Genomic DNA, 13,416 nt, shown 5'->3' on the forward strand with positions numbered 1-13,416 from the left:
GGGTCAACGGCTACGCAGCAACAGCGACGCCGCGGCGCAGCCAAGCAGGGCCACGCACGACAGGTAGAAGGCATCTGAATAGGCCATCAGGTAGGCCTGCTCGCGCACGCTCTGGTCGATCAGCGCCAGGGTCTGCATGACCTCGGGCGACTGTGGCTCGAGCAGGCCTCCCGGCAAGCGCTGCTGCAGGGCGCCGTCGAACAGGGTCAGGCCCTCGCCCACCCGCACCGAGTGAAACCGCTCGCGCTGTGACACCAGTTGCGTCAGCAACGCCGTGCCCAGCGCCCCGCCCAGGTTGCGCAACATCGAAATCAGCGCCGAGGCCGAGCCGGCCTGGGCCTTGTCCAGGCCCTTCACCGCCAGCACCGACAGCGCCACCATGATCAACGGCTGGCCGATGCCGCGCACCACGGTCGAAGGAATGATCACGTTGCTGCCGGCATCCACCGTCAACTGCGACCCCAGCCAGCAGCCCAGGGCCATGATGGCAAAGCCACTGGCCACCAGCAGCTTGGCGTTGAGCCAGCGCATCAGGCGCGGCAGCAACGGCGCCAGCAGCAACTGCACCAGGCCATAGGCGATCAGGCTCTTGCCGATCTCGCTGGCGCTGTAGCCCTGCACCAGCGACAGGTAGTTGGGCACCAGGAACACCAGGCCAAAGGTCGCCGCGCCGAACACCGCCATGGCCAGGCTGGCCACGCCGAAGTTGTAACTGGCCAGCAGGCGCAGGTTGATGAAGGGCCGAGCCCCCCACAACTGACGCTGGATGAACAGCGCCAGGGCGATGAGCGCGACGATGCTGAAACCTGTGATGAAGCGCGAGTCGAACCAGTCCTTGCGCCCGCCCTCCTCCAGCACCACCTGCAGCGCCCCCAGGCCCAGGGCCATGGCCGCGATCCCCAGCCAGTCGGCCTGGCGCAGGGCGCTGCGATCGCCGGCCTGGCCCTTGATCGACCAGGCCACCGCCGCCAGCAAGGCCAGGCCCGGCGGCAGCTGCAGCAGGAAGATCCAGCGCCAGGAGTACAGGTCGGTGAGCCAGCCGCCGATCGACGGCCCGGCGGCCTGGGCCACGCTGTTGGACAGGCTGAACAGCGCCATGCCCAAGGCGATGCGGCTGGCCGGCAGCTCGGTGATGATCAGTTGCATCGACAGCGGGATCAGCACTGCCCCGGACGCGCCCTGGATCACCCGCAAGCTGATCATCGCCTCCAGACTCGGCGCCAGGGCGCAACTCACCGAGCTGGCCAGGAACAGCGACGAGCCCACCAGCATCACCCGGCGCAGGGAGAACACCTGCACCAGCCAGGCGGTCAGCGGGATCATGCTGATCTCGGCCACCAGGTAGGCGGTGGAGATCCACGAACCTTCCTCGAAGCTGGCGCCCAGCGCGCCTTCGATCTCCGGCAACGCAGCGCTGGTGACATGCACGTTCATGCCGGCCATGAAACAGCCGAACAGCCCGCCGATCACCGCCACCCAGGCGCGGGTGGAAACCTTCTGTTCAGCGCTCATTGCCAGCCTGCCGGGTGTCCACGGTGGCGATCACCGACATGCCGGGCAGCAGCCGCCAGGCGTCGTCGCCCTCAGGGTCGAGTTGGATGCGCACCGGGAAGCGCTGGACGATCTTGGTGAAGTTGCCGGTGGCGTTGTCCGGCGGCAGCAGCGCGAACACCGCACCCGAGCCTGGCGAGAGGCTGTCCACGGTGCCATGCCAGTGGCGGCCGAAGGTGTCCACCTCGAGGGTCACCGGTTGCCCGGGGCGCATGTGCGCCAACTGGGTTTCCTTGAAGTTGGCCACCACATACGCCTGGCGCACCGGCACCACCGCCAGCAAGGGCAGACCCGGGGTAACGTACTGTTGCTGGCGCACCTTGCGCTGGCCAACCACGCCATCGAACGGCGCGCGGATCGCGGTATCGGCCAGGGCGCTGCGGGCCAGGTCGGCTTCGGCATGGGCCTGGTCGAGGTCGGCCTGGCGTTGCAGCAACTCGGCCTGCAACTGCTTGCCTTGCTCGGCCAATACCGCCTGGCGCGCCTGCTGGCGGGCCAGTTCGGCATCGGCGGCGCGCTGCAGGGCCTGGGCCTGGATCCGCGTGGCCCTTGCCTGCTCCATGCGCTGTACGCTTGCCGCCTGCCATTGCGCCAGACGCTGGTAACGTTGCCAGTCGGCTTCGGCACGCTGCGCCTCGCCACGGCTGCCGCCACGTTCGGCGGCAGCGCGAGCGATGGCCTGGGCCTGCTCGTGCTGCTCGGCGGCAAACGCGCGCAGGCGCATGGCCTGCACCTGCAAGGCTGCCTCGCTGACCGCCAGGCGTGCCTCGGCCTTGCGCAGGCGATCGCGAAAATCGCGCTCATCCAGGCGCACCAGCAAATCGCCCGCCTTGACCGTGGCGTTGTCGGCCACCGCTACCTCGGCGACGTAGCCACTGACCCGCGCGCTGACAGGCGCCCAATCGGCCCGCACATAGGCGTCGTCGGTTTGTTCGAGGAATCGCCCCTCGAGCCACCAGTGACCGCCATAGGCCGCCAGTAGCAGCCCCAAGCCGCTGGCCAGGCTCAAGCGCAGCAAGCGCTGGCGGCGCTGGGCACGGGATTGCTCGAGGGTGTGCTGGGGATCTGGGCTGACCGCCTGGTTCATGCTGGGCTCCGTCCGATGGGGGAGCCTCAGGGTACGGAATCTGCGCCTGTCGTTCGCGCGCGATCAGGGCGCTGATCGTCGCGAAATGGACATCAACCCGTTCCGGCGCAGCGCATCAAGGGTCCAGCAGAAACGCCAGGATCTGCTCGGCCGCCGCGACCGGGTCCTCTTGCATGAAGCAATGCCCGCCTGCCACCTGCCGAGCGCTTACCTGGTGGTTGAGCGCGGCCAGACGCTGCGCCGAATGCGGCACGAACGGATAGGTGTGTTCGCCATGGAGAATCCGCGTCGGCGTCTGGATGCTCGTCAGTTGCCGCCACATCCGCTCGGGATACGAACTGAAGATTTCCACCTCGCGGCTGGGCCGGCACTTGAGCACCACCGCCTCGCCGCAATCGCCGATGGCATGGGCCACATAAGCCTGCAGCGCGGCATCGCTCCAGCCCTTGAAGATCCCCCGCCCTTGCAGCGAAGCGCGCGCCGCTTCACGATCGGGCCAGTGGCTGCGCCGGGTCGCGGCCTTGCGCGCCAAGGCATGGCGCCGATGCAGGCCAACCAGCGCGGCCGCGCCCATCACCCCGAGCATGCGCCGGCTGAACAGCACTGGGTCGAGCAACACCGCGCGCTGGAACAGGCCCGGCTCGGCAGCCAGCATCAACCCGGTCAGCACCCCACCGAAACTGTGCCCGAGCGCCAGGCACGGCACCTCGCCGTACTCGCCACGCCCGGCCTGGAACGCCTCCAGCGCCAAGGCCGCCGTGCGGTTCCAGCCGCGGAACGGGCCACCATGGTCGCTGTCGCCATGCCCCTGGACATCGCTCAGCCACAGGTCGAAATGCGCCCCCAGGCGCAGCAGCAGCGGCTCGTAGACCAGGCTGCAGAAACCGTTGCCATGCACGAAGTGCAACAGTGGCCGGCCGCTGGCCGGGGTGCGCCAGCCACGCAGGGTGAAGCCTTCGGCGCAGTCATGGGACCAGGGAATCAACTCCATCTACAGCACTCACCGACATTCAGGAAAACGTCGATTCTACAAACAGCAGTGGATAGAGCGAAATCACCAGCAACACGGCCATCACGACATTGAACAGCACCACCGCGCGTGGATGGCGCAACAGGTTGCGCAAGGCGCTGCCAAACATCACCCAAACCCCGACACTGGGCAGGTTGACCAAGGCGAAGACCACCGCGATGACGACGACGTTGAACACATAGCCCTGGGCCGGCGTATAGGTGGTGATCGCCCCCACGGCCATCACCCAGGCCTTGGGGTTGACCCACTGGAACGCCGCCGCGCCCCAGAACCCCAGCGGCTTGCGAGTGCCCTTGGCGTCGCCCGACAGCGGCCCGGAGGTGGCGATCTTCCAGGCCAGGTATAGCAAGTAGGCCGCGCCCGCATAACGCAACACGGTGTACAGCGCCGGCCACAGCTTGAACACCTCGCCCAGCCCCAGCCCCACCGCCAGCACCATGACCATGAAGCCGACGCTGATCCCCAGCGCATGCGGGATCGAGCGGCGCACGCCGAAATTCACCCCCGAGGCCAGCAGCATGGTGTTGTTGGGACCTGGGGTGATGGATGAAACGAAGGCGAACAGCACGAAGGCGCTGAGCAGATCGAGCGAGGCAAGCATGGCGGCGTATTCCGGAGGGTTGTTGTGTTGCCACACTAACGGAGCCGCGCGAATCACGACCGGTACAGTTTATAAAAATTGTGCAGATACACATTATTGATATGGTCGCGATCGCCGTAGGCGCCGGCTTGCCGGCGAACACCAGCGCAGCCGATGCCAGCCTGATTCGCCAGCAAGGCTGGCGCCCCCGGGCCTGAACAAGCACTGGCGCGGCACCGGCCAAATGCATGACACTGCCTGTCGCCCCAGAGCCTTGCACAAGGAAGCCCCGCCATGAGCCTGACCATCCGCCGCGCCGCGCGCGCCGACGCCGCACAGATCCTTGCCTTCATCACCGAACTGGCCGAGTACGAGCGCGCCCGCCACGAAGTGGTGGCAACCCTCGCCGATATCGAGCACAGCCTGTTCGACACCGGTAGCACCGTGCACAGCCTGATCTGCGAACGTGACGGCCAGGCGATCGGTTTCGCCGTGTATTTCTACAGCTACTCCACCTGGCTGGGGCGCAACGGCATCTACCTCGAAGACCTCTACGTCACCCCCCAGCAACGCGGCGACGGCGCCGGTCGCCAGTTGCTGCGGCATATCGCCAGGGAAGCGCTGGCCAATCATTGCGGGCGCCTGGAGTGGAGCGTGCTGGACTGGAACGAGCCGGCCATCGGTTTCTATCAGTCCCTGGGCGCCGAGCCGCAGGACGAGTGGATCCGCTACCGCCTGGACGGCGAGCGCCTGCGTCAGTTCGCCGAAGGCCCAGGCGCCTCGCCCCAGAACGATGCCTGAGCCAGCACCGGCACCTCGACCCGGCTGCGCTGGCCAGCTTGCTCAACCACCAACCCGCTGCGCTCGATGGCGACCAGGCGCACGCCACGCGCCAGTTCCTCGCCACTGCGTACCGCGCGGGCCGGGCCACCGTCGAGGCTGACGATGGCCACCGCGCCCTGGCTGCCGGCCATCACCCCGCTGACGCTGATCTGCAGGTGCAGCGGGATATCGGCGAACCAGCGCGCCGCCGGGGTCTGGGTCAACGTCGCCGCCGTCACCGGCTCAGCCGAGGCGACCGACGGCGCTGACGGCAGCAGCAGCGCAGCCCAAGTCACCAAGCCAGCGGTGGCAACCAACACGCCCAGTCCTTGCATCAGCAGACCGGGGGACAGCTTGAGACGGGCAATCGGCATGGTCACGCACTCCTTTTAGACCTGTGCCCGAGCATACCGAGCAATTCTCACGGTTTTGTTTCACATCACGATCATCTTCCTCGGGCAAGCTGATGGGCCTGGACAAGGAGCAGTGCCGTGCCTGGACAACGAGGTTTCACCTTGATCGAGCTGATGGTGGTGCTGGTGATCGTCGGCATCGCCAGCGCCGCCATCAGCCTGAACATCCGCCCCGACCCGGGCAAGCAGCTGCGCGCCGATGCCGAACGCCTGGCCCGCCTGTTGGCGTTGGCGCAGAGCGAGGCCCAGGCCGATGGCCAGCCGCTGCGCTGGCACAGCGACCGTGACGGCTACCGCTTCGTCCGCGCCGACGGCCAAGCGCTTGCCGACGGCCCGCTCAAGCCGCGACGCTGGCAAGCCGAGACGGTCAAGGTGCAGCTCGAACCTGCCGGCCCGTTGTGGCTGGACGGCGAATGGGTCGGCACACCACTGACTCTGCATTTGCGCAGTGGCGCCGTGCGCATGGACCTGGCTCGCAGCGCCGCGGGCACGATCAGGGTCAGCCAGCCATGAGCCGCCAAAAAGGCTTCACCCTGCTCGAAGTGATGATCGCCATCCTGCTGATGGCGGTGGTCAGCCTGATCGCCTGGCGAGGGCTGGACAGCGTCAGCCGTGCCGATCGTCATGTGCGCCAGGCCAGCGAGGAAAGCCAGGCGCTGCTACGGGTATTCCAGCAATTGGAGCGCGACCTGGCCCTGCGCGCCTCGGTCGAGCTGGTGGAGCCACCACTGCCCGGCCGCGAGGCGCCTGGCAAACCGCTGCTGCCCGCCGTGCGCGTGCGCGCCGAACGCCTGGAGCTGGTGCGCAGTGGCGCCGTGCCCGGCAGCGGCCTGCAACGGGTGCGCTGGTTCGTGCGCGGCACCACCCTGTACCGGGCCGCCGCGCCACTGCGCGCGCGTTACCCACTGCCAGCACCAAAGGCTGCGGTGGCGGTGCTGGACAACGTGACAGCCTTCAGCCTGCGGGCCTGGCAGGCCAAGAGCGGGTGGCAGGCGCCAGGCGGCGAGGCGCGGGATGATCCGCCAGGGCTTGAAGTGCGCCTGAGCTGGCGCGGCGCGCAGGGTGAGGAGCGCTACCGCCAGGTGCTGGGGCCGTTCAACTGACCAGGACCACGCCGCCGGGCAACTCCAGGCAACGTGCGCCATAAGCGGCGCGGATCAGCTCGGCGGCCTGGGACAACTGGTCGAAACTGAAGCGGGCCTGGACCCGGCGTCGGCCCAGGCTCGGATTGAGCAACACCAGGCGCCCGGGGCGGTAGCGGTTGATCTCGTCGATGACCTGGGCCAGCGGGGCGTCACGCAACACCAGCATGCGCTCGCGCCAGGCCATGACCTGGCTGGCATCGAAGGCCCCGGCGGCGCCGAGGCCCTGGGCGTCGTAGCGCAGTTGGCGCCCCGCCGGCAGCACCTCGGCCTGGCCCTGGGCGACGATACGCAACTCGCCACTCAGGCAGGTGACGCAGACGCCACCCTCATCCTCGCGCACATTGAAGCGGGCCTGCTCGGCATCGATCAGCCCCTCCCCGGCCCGCACCTGCACGGCCCGCCGGGCCTGCACTTCGATCTCGCCACTCAACAGGGCAATCCCGTGCGCCTCGCGACCGACCTGGGTGCGCACGTTCAGTTCCAGCTCGACGCCGGGGGCCCACTCGATGCGGCGCTGCTCACCCGCCTCGGTGGCAAAGGCCGCTGGCGCCGCCGCAAAGCCTTGCAGCCAGCCGCCACGCCACATCACCAGCGCCGCCGAGGCTGCCACCGCACCGCCGAGCAGTGCCCGCCGGCTCAGCGCCGGCAGCGGCACCACCTGGCGAGCCTGGCGCGCCGCCGGGCCCAGCAGTTGCCACAGCTGCCTGGCGTGGACGAATGCTTCGGCATGCGCCGGGCTGCGCGCGCACCAGTGCCTCAGGGCCTGGGCATCGGCCTCGGTGGCCTGGCCGGAAGTCAGCCGTACCAGCCAGTCCAGGGCCTGGCGCTGCAAGTCGGGATCGGGCGCAATCTTGGGCATGGTGCTCACATGAATGGGTCGACTATTGATCAAGACGGTTTTCCCGCGCCTGGACCGAAGCGCTGAAACACTTTTCTATCCAGGCGCGCCGCGCAGTGCCCCAGCGCCGCCTTGAGTTCCTTTTCCACCGTGCGCGTGGAAATGCCGAAGCGCTGGGCGATTTCCAGGTGCGAGGCTTCTTCCAGGCGTGCGGCAATGAAAATCCGCCGGCGCCGTGCCGGCAACTCGTACAAGGCGCCCATCAGGCTCTGGATCTCGCGCTGGCCGCCGACGATACGCGCCGGGTCCTGGTCCTCGCCAACCTGCAGCAAGGCCTCCACTTCGGCGCCGGTGAGCAGGCGCGCGTCGGCCTCGCGGCGATCGGCGGCAACGTTGAGGGCCATGCGGTACAGGTAGGCGCCGGGCTTGTGTACGTTGTCCACCGCCTCCAGGCGGTCGACCCGCAGGTAGGTCTCCTGCAGCACATCGTTGGCCAGGTCGTCCGAACCCAATCGGCGTTTCAGGCGCACCCTGAACGCGTCATAGGAGGACAGAAACAGTTTGACCAGCGCACTGTCCCGGGGTTTGTTCATGCCGCCGCAGCTCCTTGCGAAAATGGGCAATCCATGGGTACCGGGCGCAGCAGCAGGGTTACCGGCTGCGCCAGGGATGTCGGCGGCGCCGCCTCGAGGCGTAGCGCACGCAAGCGTTCGATCAGCGCGGCGTCGCGCAAAGGGTCGCCGGTCGAGGCCAGCAAACGGCTCTGCAGCAACTGCCCGCGTCCGTCGATCCAGACTTGCAGGGCTGCCCGGTAAGCACCCGGGCGGGTCAGCGTCGAGCCACACAGGGCCCGTTCGACTGCCTGCTGCAGCGCCAAGGCGTAACTGCCAGCCACGCCGCCGCCCTCCCGCTTGCGTGGTGAAACCCCGTTCAAACGCAGCGGTTGCACGGTAAAACCACCGCTGCCGCTGTAGCGCGCCTGTAGCCCAGAGCCCTGCAACAGGCGCTGCAATCCTTCGCGCGCGGCATAGCGGCCCCGTACGGGGCTCGAGCGTTGCCCGGCCACCAGGCCCTGGTCCACCAGCACGGCCAGGCCGCTTTGCCGGGCAAAGCTGTCCAGCGCCTGGTCCAAGGCTTGTGCCGGAATATCCAGGGTCAGCAACGACTGCCCGCGCAGCGGCGTCGCAACCAGCGACCAGGCCAGCATCAACGCACCGGCCACGAGCAATGCACGCACGGATGAACGGGCCTCCTTGCTGGCCGCCGTCGCCGGGAAGACGTCATCCTGGGGCCTGTGTATGACGCTGTGGTGACAGCCCACGGCAACCAAAGCTTCACCCCGTCCTGGGCCTGCGGGGGCTAGACTTTTGCCTGGATTCGATCGAGGAGCTGCACCATGGGCCGGTTATCGTTCATCACCCTTGCTTTGCTGCTGACCGCGGTCGGGCCAGTGTTAGCCGAGCAGCCCAAACCTGCGCAAGGCTGTATTGACGTGCAAGTCGGCCAGGCACGTGCGCTGGCCTATGACTGCCTGACCGATCAACTCAAGGGCGGCGCCCCTCAGGCGGCCAAAGGCCTGCGCGAACAGCTCGATCCAGCGCGCCAGTTGCAGCGCAAGGCCCCCAACCAGATGGGGCTGGCCACCCCGGCGGCAACCTCCACGCGCATGGGCAACAGCTTTGGCACTTCGGTAGTACCGCAGCGCCCGTAAGCCGCCCAACGGCATTGAAATAATTTGAACACCTTCCTGCGCCAGGCTTCCAATGATCGATGTATCGCCTCTTTCATCGGGAGCCCGCCATGAAGATGTCCTGCCGCGCGCCCTGTGCCTGCCTGGAGCTGGACTTCGTCCGTGACACCTTGTTCGGCCCAGTGGCGCAGCGCGCCGCCTGCCAGGTGCAGGTGGCAGCCCTCAACCTGCAGGGGCGCCCGGCCCTGCGCCTGCATATCGAACCGCCGCTGCCGGACAAGGTGGAGCGCGCCCACAGTGTCGCGTTCGTCTGGGAGGGCCGCAGCTACCACGGCGTGGTCCGCGATCATGTGCGCTGCGGCGACGGCGGCCTCAACCTGCTGCTGGAGCTGCAATAGCCGATCAACGGCGCCAAGCCCGGCTGAACCCTGCTGCAAACCCGCGTCTCCATAACAGAAAGACAGTGCCTGCCTTGCGAGGAGAACGCCATGAACAGTCCATTGCTCAAGCTCTTCACCCACCCGGCCGACGCCTGGATCGAGATCCGCCGGGCCGAGGAGGACCATCCGCAGCAATACTTGCCACGGCTGCTGGTGCTGGCACTGATCCCGGCCCTGTGCCTGTTCGTCGGCACCAGCACCTTCGGCTGGAGCCTGGCCACCGAGGCACGGGTACGCCTGGGCGTGACCAGCGCGGCGCAGTTGGCCGGGCTGCTGTATGCCACGACCGTGGTCGGGGTGATGTTGATGGGGGTGATGATCCGCTGGATGTCGCGCGGCTTCGATGTGCAACCGAGCCTCAACCAATGCATCGGCTTTGCCGCCTATTGCGCCACGCCCTGGTTCTTTGCCGGGGTGGTGGGCCTGGTACCGGTGCGTTGGGTGGCGGTGGTCGCGTTGCTGGCGGCGTCGGCGTATGCCAGCGTGCTGCTGTATGGCGGGCTGCAAACCTTCCTGCGGCTACGCAAGGAACAGGCCATGCTGTTCGCCACCTGCGTCTGGGGGGTGGGGCTGTTGCTGCTGGTCACCCTGCTGGTGTCGATGGTCCTGTTCTGGTTCAACGGCCTGATGCCTGAATATGTGCGCCCGGCCAGCCTCGGCTGACCGGGCTGTCGCCGCTCAGGCTATGGCCTTGAGCGGCTGCGGCTGGCCGTGGCGCTGCTCCTTGAGCTGGGTCACCAGGCCAACCAGGTCGCGGCAACTGTTGAGGCTGGCCACCGGCACTCCGGTGACCGTCAGGCAATCGTCCAGGCTCTGGCCCTGGCCGAGGCGGATAGTGAGGTTTTCGCCATCCGGGCAGCTTACCTCGCAGCGGTCGGGCAGGCAGGCCTGTTCGATCATCTGCCGCATTTCAAGCATCGAAACGCCTATCAAAGACATGGTACGTCCCTCTCTGTCTGGCCTGTTGTGAATGATTACGTCCCGGCGATGGTCCCTTCGCCCTGGCAATGACGAGCAGCGCAATCCTCTTGCACCTTAGTGGAAGAACCTGGTCGCAGGCAGGTCGTTCGACCGACAGTGTCGCTGGTCCGACAGGTGGTCCGAATTCGACCGCTTACCTGTCCTGGCGGCCGCTTGCCGGGTTGAAGTCAGCCAACGAGGCCCACAAGTGCTGCGCCGCATAGGCGCGCCAGGGGCGCCAGGCCTGGGCGCGCTCGGCCAGTTGTGCCTGGGGGCCCTCATGCAAGCGCAGGGCCTTGACCAGCGCCACGTCCCCCAGGGGCAGTGCATCGCTATCGCCCAGTTGGCGCAAGGCCAGGTAATGCGCGCTCCACGGGCCGATACCCTTGAGCAGGCACAAGCGCTTGATAGCCTGCTCAAGCGCCTGGCCGGGCCGCAGCAGGTCGGGCTGGGCGAGCAAGGCCCTGGCCAGGGTCGACAAGGTCGTCGCCCGCGCCTGGGGCATGCCGAGCCCGGTCAACTCGGCCACCGCCAGTGCTTCCACACTGGGAAATACATGGCTCAGGCACGGCTCGGCGGCGCGCAGCGGCTGCCCGTGGCGCGCCACCAGCCGCCCAGCCAGGGTCATGGCGCCGGCCACACTGATCTGCTGCCCGAGCACGGTACGCATTGCCTGTTCGCAGGGTTCCCAGCCCTTGGGCACGCGCAAGCCCGGGCGGGCGCCCAGCAACCGTGCCATCAGCGGGTCGACCGACAGCGCCGCGGCAATCCGCGCCGGCTGCGCATCCAGGTCGAACACCCGACGCAAGCGCGCAATCAGCCCTGGCACCTGCGCCGCGCCCACCCCACTCAAACGCACCTGCAGGCAAGCCCCCGGCTTGGCCTGCAACAGCCCCTGGCACCCGGCAAAGACCAAGCTGCGCCGGTACACCCCCTCGCTGCAGGCCTCGATGCCGGGGATACAGCGCGCGGCGAGGAAGGCCAGCGTCGAGGGCCAGTGATAAGGCTGCTGGTAACGCAGCCAGAGCAGATGCTGGCCGTCCGGGCGCAGGCTGCGCCTGACAGCGTGTAAACGGCTAGGTCGGGTCATCGTCACATCTTGCTGGCTTGGCCGTCCTCCGACAAGCCAGCGCTACAGATTGGCCAGTTGCGCCCGGCAGAACTCGACGAACAACTGCGCGGGCTTGGTCAGTTGCATGGGTTTCAAGTGCGCCGCAGCCAGCCCGGACAAGGCCACCGGCTCGGAAATATCGAGGGTCACCAAGCGCTGTCCGTCGTAGCTGAATTCAGAGTGCGGCAGGGCCACCAGCAACGAAAAACCGAAGCCCTGCCCAACCATGCCGCGCACCGAATGTCGACCCCCGGATAACGATGCCGCTGCTCGCCGTCTGTACATGCGCAATACAAAAACATCCCCCTCCAATGGAGGGGATGTTTGCCTTTCAGCGCTTTTGACCGGCGTTAAACGCTCAGTCGAAATCCCAATCTGGCTGGCAATGCCCTGCGGATGTCAGGTAGGTACCTTCCGGACATGGCGCCTTGTACAGATAGGCGTGGGCAACCTGGGTCAGCCCTACAGTGGACAACAGAGCAATCAGGGCAATTTTTTTCATGGTGTTTCCCTTTGAGCGAAATTTCTGGATCTAGCTGCGGCAGTAGAATTGCCTCAATCCTTTCAGCCATCAGCCCGACAGACTTTACCGACGGCCCAAGCCATAATCTTTCGCCAAAGCCTTGCGATCCATCTTGAAATTTAATTTGACCGTGCAGGAAACCGCCCACCCCTGAACAGATTGTGTCATCGCTCCTACGAGCGATTACCACAGGCGCAAACGCTTGCCGACCTAGAATTGATCAGTCGAACTCAAACGCCGGCTGGCAGTGCCCCACTGGGGTACGGAACGTATCGTCAGGGCAGGCTATCGGCGCAACGCCACCATAATGCCCAAGCCCTACCACCTGCAGCCCAACAGCGTCAGCGCGCTCCCCGGGAGCATCAACAAGGGGGAACAAAGCAGGGTGGGTGGTAGCCAACAGCACGATCAACGCGGTTGCATTCATATCGAACTCCTTGAGTAAGTGAGCTGGACCGTGTACCGCAGGCTCAGCCCCGACGACTCTATCCCTCAGCCATGCTGCCGATCATGCCCAAGCCCCCTCACCGGCTTTGCGTCCGTTCCGTTGATGTCGTGCGCAAAGCCTCGCAAACCTGGCTTAGGTGTAATCTTGCCGACCACGCCCTGCTCCCAGCATCCCGCGCTCGACGATAAAATCGATCACAGCCTGCAGGCCCTCGCCCTTTTTCAGGTTACTGAACGTCCATGGCCGCTGCGGGCGCATGCGCTGGGTATCACGCGCCATCACCTCCAGCGAGGCCCCCACGTAAGGCGCCAGGTCGGTCTTGTTGATCACCAGGAAATCCGACTTGGTGATACCCGGCCCGCCCTTGCGTGGGATCTTCTCGCCTTCGGCGACATCGATCACATAGACGGTCAGGTCGGCCAGTTCCGGGCTGAAGGTGGCACTGAGGTTGTCGCCGCCACTCTCGACGAAGATCACCTCGAGGTTGCCGAACTTTCGCGCCAGGGCCTCGACCGCGGCCAGGTTCATCGAGGCATCTTCGCGGATCGCGGTGTGCGGGCAGCCGCCGGTTTCGACACCGACGATGCGCTCGGGCTCGAGGGCCCCGGCTTCGGTGAGGATGCGCTGGTCTTCCTTGGTGTAGATGTCATTGGTCACCACGGCGATCTGGTAATCATCGCGCATAGCCTTGCACAGGGCTTCGAGCAGCGCCGTCTTGCCGGAGCCGACCGGGCCGCCGACGCCGACACGCAGGGGTTGCTGGTAGTTTTGCATGGGG

18 protein-coding genes and 1 pseudogene are annotated in these 13,416 nt (G+C 66.7%); 6 read left to right on the plus strand and 13 right to left on the minus strand.

Going from position 1 to position 13,416, the window contains the following annotated elements:
* Positions 1-3 precede the first annotated feature (3 nt).
* The 4 genes from NJG22_RS20115 to NJG22_RS20130 all read right to left on the minus strand — a co-directional run bounded on the left by NJG22_RS20115 (position 4) and on the right by NJG22_RS20130 (position 4,269).
* Positions 4-1,512 carry an MDR family MFS transporter gene (locus tag NJG22_RS20115; RefSeq protein ID WP_253097088.1) on the minus strand — a complete coding sequence of 503 codons (1,509 nt, stop codon included), beginning with the start codon at positions 1,510-1,512 and terminating at the stop codon, positions 4-6.
* Positions 1,502-2,638: an HlyD family secretion protein gene (locus NJG22_RS20120; RefSeq protein WP_253097090.1), complete on the minus strand. Its 1,137-nt coding sequence runs from the start codon at positions 2,636-2,638 to the stop codon at positions 1,502-1,504. Before NJG22_RS20120 ends, NJG22_RS20115 begins: the two co-directional genes overlap by 11 nt.
* Before the next feature lie 115 nt (positions 2,639-2,753).
* Positions 2,754-3,629: an alpha/beta hydrolase gene (locus NJG22_RS20125; protein ID WP_253097092.1), complete on the minus strand. Its 876-nt coding sequence runs from the start codon at positions 3,627-3,629 to the stop codon at positions 2,754-2,756.
* A gap of 19 nt (positions 3,630-3,648) precedes the next feature.
* On the minus strand, positions 3,649-4,269 hold the full coding sequence (locus NJG22_RS20130; RefSeq protein WP_253097094.1) for a LysE family translocator: 621 nt from the start codon (positions 4,267-4,269) through the stop codon (positions 3,649-3,651).
* Positions 4,270-4,542: 273 nt separating this feature from the next.
* Between NJG22_RS20130 and NJG22_RS20135 the strand changes: the two genes are divergently transcribed.
* Entirely contained in the window at positions 4,543-5,049 is a 507-nt protein-coding gene (locus NJG22_RS20135; RefSeq protein ID WP_253097095.1) for a GNAT family N-acetyltransferase, read from the plus strand.
* Here NJG22_RS20135 and NJG22_RS20140 read toward each other — a convergent pair.
* Positions 5,004-5,444, minus strand: a complete 441-nt coding sequence (locus NJG22_RS20140) for a general secretion pathway protein GspC (protein ID WP_253097097.1) — start codon at positions 5,442-5,444, stop codon at positions 5,004-5,006. The genes NJG22_RS20135 and NJG22_RS20140 overlap by 46 nt on opposite strands.
* A 117-nt stretch (positions 5,445-5,561) precedes the next feature.
* On the opposite strand from NJG22_RS20140, the gene gspH reads away from it, so the two are divergent.
* Both gspH and NJG22_RS20150 read left to right on the plus strand, forming a co-directional pair.
* Positions 5,562-5,996: a type II secretion system minor pseudopilin GspH gene (gene gspH / locus NJG22_RS20145; protein WP_366518815.1), complete on the plus strand. Its 435-nt coding sequence runs from the start codon at positions 5,562-5,564 to the stop codon at positions 5,994-5,996.
* Positions 5,993-6,586, plus strand: a complete 594-nt coding sequence (locus NJG22_RS20150; RefSeq protein WP_253097105.1) for a prepilin-type N-terminal cleavage/methylation domain-containing protein — start codon at positions 5,993-5,995, stop codon at positions 6,584-6,586. Before gspH ends, NJG22_RS20150 begins: the two co-directional genes overlap by 4 nt.
* Here the strand turns inward: NJG22_RS20150 and NJG22_RS20155 are convergent.
* The 3 genes from NJG22_RS20155 to NJG22_RS20165 are packed head-to-tail and all read right to left on the minus strand — an operon-like array spanning position 6,579 to position 8,703.
* Entirely contained in the window at positions 6,579-7,487 is a 909-nt protein-coding gene (locus NJG22_RS20155) for a DUF4880 domain-containing protein (protein ID WP_253097107.1), read from the minus strand. The two genes, NJG22_RS20150 and NJG22_RS20155, sit on opposite strands and share 8 nt — an antisense overlap.
* 29 nt (positions 7,488-7,516) lie before the next feature.
* Positions 7,517-8,059: an RNA polymerase sigma factor gene (locus NJG22_RS20160; RefSeq protein WP_217847651.1), complete on the minus strand. Its 543-nt coding sequence runs from the start codon at positions 8,057-8,059 to the stop codon at positions 7,517-7,519.
* Positions 8,056-8,703 (minus strand): secretin and TonB N-terminal domain-containing protein, encoded by a 648-nt coding sequence (locus NJG22_RS20165; protein ID WP_253097109.1) that lies wholly within the window; start codon positions 8,701-8,703, stop codon positions 8,056-8,058. Before NJG22_RS20165 ends, NJG22_RS20160 begins: the two co-directional genes overlap by 4 nt.
* Before the next feature lie 159 nt (positions 8,704-8,862).
* Between NJG22_RS20165 and NJG22_RS20170 the strand changes: the two genes are divergently transcribed.
* The 3 genes from NJG22_RS20170 (at position 8,863) to NJG22_RS20180 (ending at position 10,259) form a co-directional block, all read left to right on the plus strand.
* Positions 8,863-9,177, plus strand: coding sequence for a hypothetical protein (locus NJG22_RS20170; RefSeq protein WP_253097111.1), 315 nt, complete (start codon positions 8,863-8,865; stop codon positions 9,175-9,177).
* 89 nt (positions 9,178-9,266) lie between these two features.
* Positions 9,267-9,554 carry a hypothetical protein gene (locus tag NJG22_RS20175; RefSeq protein WP_253097113.1) on the plus strand — a complete coding sequence of 96 codons (288 nt, stop codon included), beginning with the start codon at positions 9,267-9,269 and terminating at the stop codon, positions 9,552-9,554.
* A 90-nt stretch (positions 9,555-9,644) separates the two neighbouring features.
* The gene (locus NJG22_RS20180; RefSeq protein WP_253097115.1) at positions 9,645-10,259 is read left to right on the plus strand and encodes a Yip1 family protein; all 615 of its coding nucleotides are present in this window, start codon (positions 9,645-9,647) and stop codon (positions 10,257-10,259) included.
* Between the two features lie 15 nt (positions 10,260-10,274).
* Here the strand turns inward: NJG22_RS20180 and NJG22_RS20185 are convergent, their stop codons facing one another.
* From NJG22_RS20185 to ureG, 5 genes and pseudogenes are all read right to left on the minus strand, one after another.
* Positions 10,275-10,535, minus strand: a complete 261-nt coding sequence (locus NJG22_RS20185) for a DUF1652 domain-containing protein (protein WP_217847648.1) — start codon at positions 10,533-10,535, stop codon at positions 10,275-10,277.
* A 175-nt stretch (positions 10,536-10,710) separates the two neighbouring features.
* Positions 10,711-11,646, minus strand: coding sequence for an AlkA N-terminal domain-containing protein (locus NJG22_RS20190; RefSeq protein WP_253097117.1), 936 nt, complete (start codon positions 11,644-11,646; stop codon positions 10,711-10,713).
* Positions 11,647-11,688: 42 nt separating this feature from the next.
* Positions 11,689-11,904 (minus strand): annotated as a pseudogene (locus tag NJG22_RS20195) (LysR family transcriptional regulator); the annotation flags it as partial.
* A gap of 121 nt (positions 11,905-12,025) precedes the next feature.
* Positions 12,026-12,169 (minus strand): hypothetical protein, encoded by a 144-nt coding sequence (locus NJG22_RS20200; RefSeq protein WP_253097119.1) that lies wholly within the window; start codon positions 12,167-12,169, stop codon positions 12,026-12,028.
* Positions 12,170-12,770: 601 nt separating this feature from the next.
* On the minus strand, positions 12,771-13,412 hold the full coding sequence (gene ureG, locus NJG22_RS20205) for an urease accessory protein UreG (protein WP_253097120.1): 642 nt from the start codon (positions 13,410-13,412) through the stop codon (positions 12,771-12,773).
* Between the last annotated feature and the right edge of the window lie 4 nt (positions 13,413-13,416).

The organism is Pseudomonas sp. VA159-2 (genome assembly GCF_024126635.1).
GTDB classification, from domain to species: Bacteria; Pseudomonadota; Gammaproteobacteria; order Pseudomonadales; family Pseudomonadaceae; genus Aquipseudomonas; species Aquipseudomonas muyukensis.

Excerpts from the sequence above, each read along its gene's own strand:
- NJG22_RS20115 (WP_253097088.1), bottom strand. The coding sequence starts at position 1,512 with ATGAGCGCTGAACAGAAGGTTTCCACCCGCGCCTGGGTGGCGGTGATC.
- NJG22_RS20120 (WP_253097090.1), bottom strand. The coding sequence starts at position 2,638 with ATGAACCAGGCGGTCAGCCCAGATCCCCAGCACACCCTCGAGCAATCC.
- NJG22_RS20125 (WP_253097092.1), bottom strand. The coding sequence starts at position 3,629 with ATGGAGTTGATTCCCTGGTCCCATGACTGCGCCGAAGGCTTCACCCTG.
- NJG22_RS20130 (WP_253097094.1), bottom strand. The coding sequence starts at position 4,269 with ATGCTTGCCTCGCTCGATCTGCTCAGCGCCTTCGTGCTGTTCGCCTTC.
- NJG22_RS20135 (WP_253097095.1), top strand. The coding sequence starts at position 4,543 with ATGAGCCTGACCATCCGCCGCGCCGCGCGCGCCGACGCCGCACAGATC.
- NJG22_RS20140 (WP_253097097.1), bottom strand. The coding sequence starts at position 5,444 with ATGCCGATTGCCCGTCTCAAGCTGTCCCCCGGTCTGCTGATGCAAGGA.
- NJG22_RS20150 (WP_253097105.1), top strand. The coding sequence starts at position 5,993 with ATGAGCCGCCAAAAAGGCTTCACCCTGCTCGAAGTGATGATCGCCATC.
- NJG22_RS20155 (WP_253097107.1), bottom strand. The coding sequence starts at position 7,487 with ATGCCCAAGATTGCGCCCGATCCCGACTTGCAGCGCCAGGCCCTGGAC.
- NJG22_RS20160 (WP_217847651.1), bottom strand. The coding sequence starts at position 8,059 with ATGAACAAACCCCGGGACAGTGCGCTGGTCAAACTGTTTCTGTCCTCC.
- NJG22_RS20170 (WP_253097111.1), top strand. The coding sequence starts at position 8,863 with ATGGGCCGGTTATCGTTCATCACCCTTGCTTTGCTGCTGACCGCGGTC.
- NJG22_RS20175 (WP_253097113.1), top strand. The coding sequence starts at position 9,267 with ATGAAGATGTCCTGCCGCGCGCCCTGTGCCTGCCTGGAGCTGGACTTC.
- NJG22_RS20180 (WP_253097115.1), top strand. The coding sequence starts at position 9,645 with ATGAACAGTCCATTGCTCAAGCTCTTCACCCACCCGGCCGACGCCTGG.
- NJG22_RS20185 (WP_217847648.1), bottom strand. The coding sequence starts at position 10,535 with ATGTCTTTGATAGGCGTTTCGATGCTTGAAATGCGGCAGATGATCGAA.
- NJG22_RS20190 (WP_253097117.1), bottom strand. The coding sequence starts at position 11,646 with ATGACCCGACCTAGCCGTTTACACGCTGTCAGGCGCAGCCTGCGCCCG.
- NJG22_RS20200 (WP_253097119.1), bottom strand. The coding sequence starts at position 12,169 with ATGAAAAAAATTGCCCTGATTGCTCTGTTGTCCACTGTAGGGCTGACC.
- ureG (WP_253097120.1), bottom strand. The coding sequence starts at position 13,412 with ATGCAAAACTACCAGCAACCCCTGCGTGTCGGCGTCGGCGGCCCGGTC.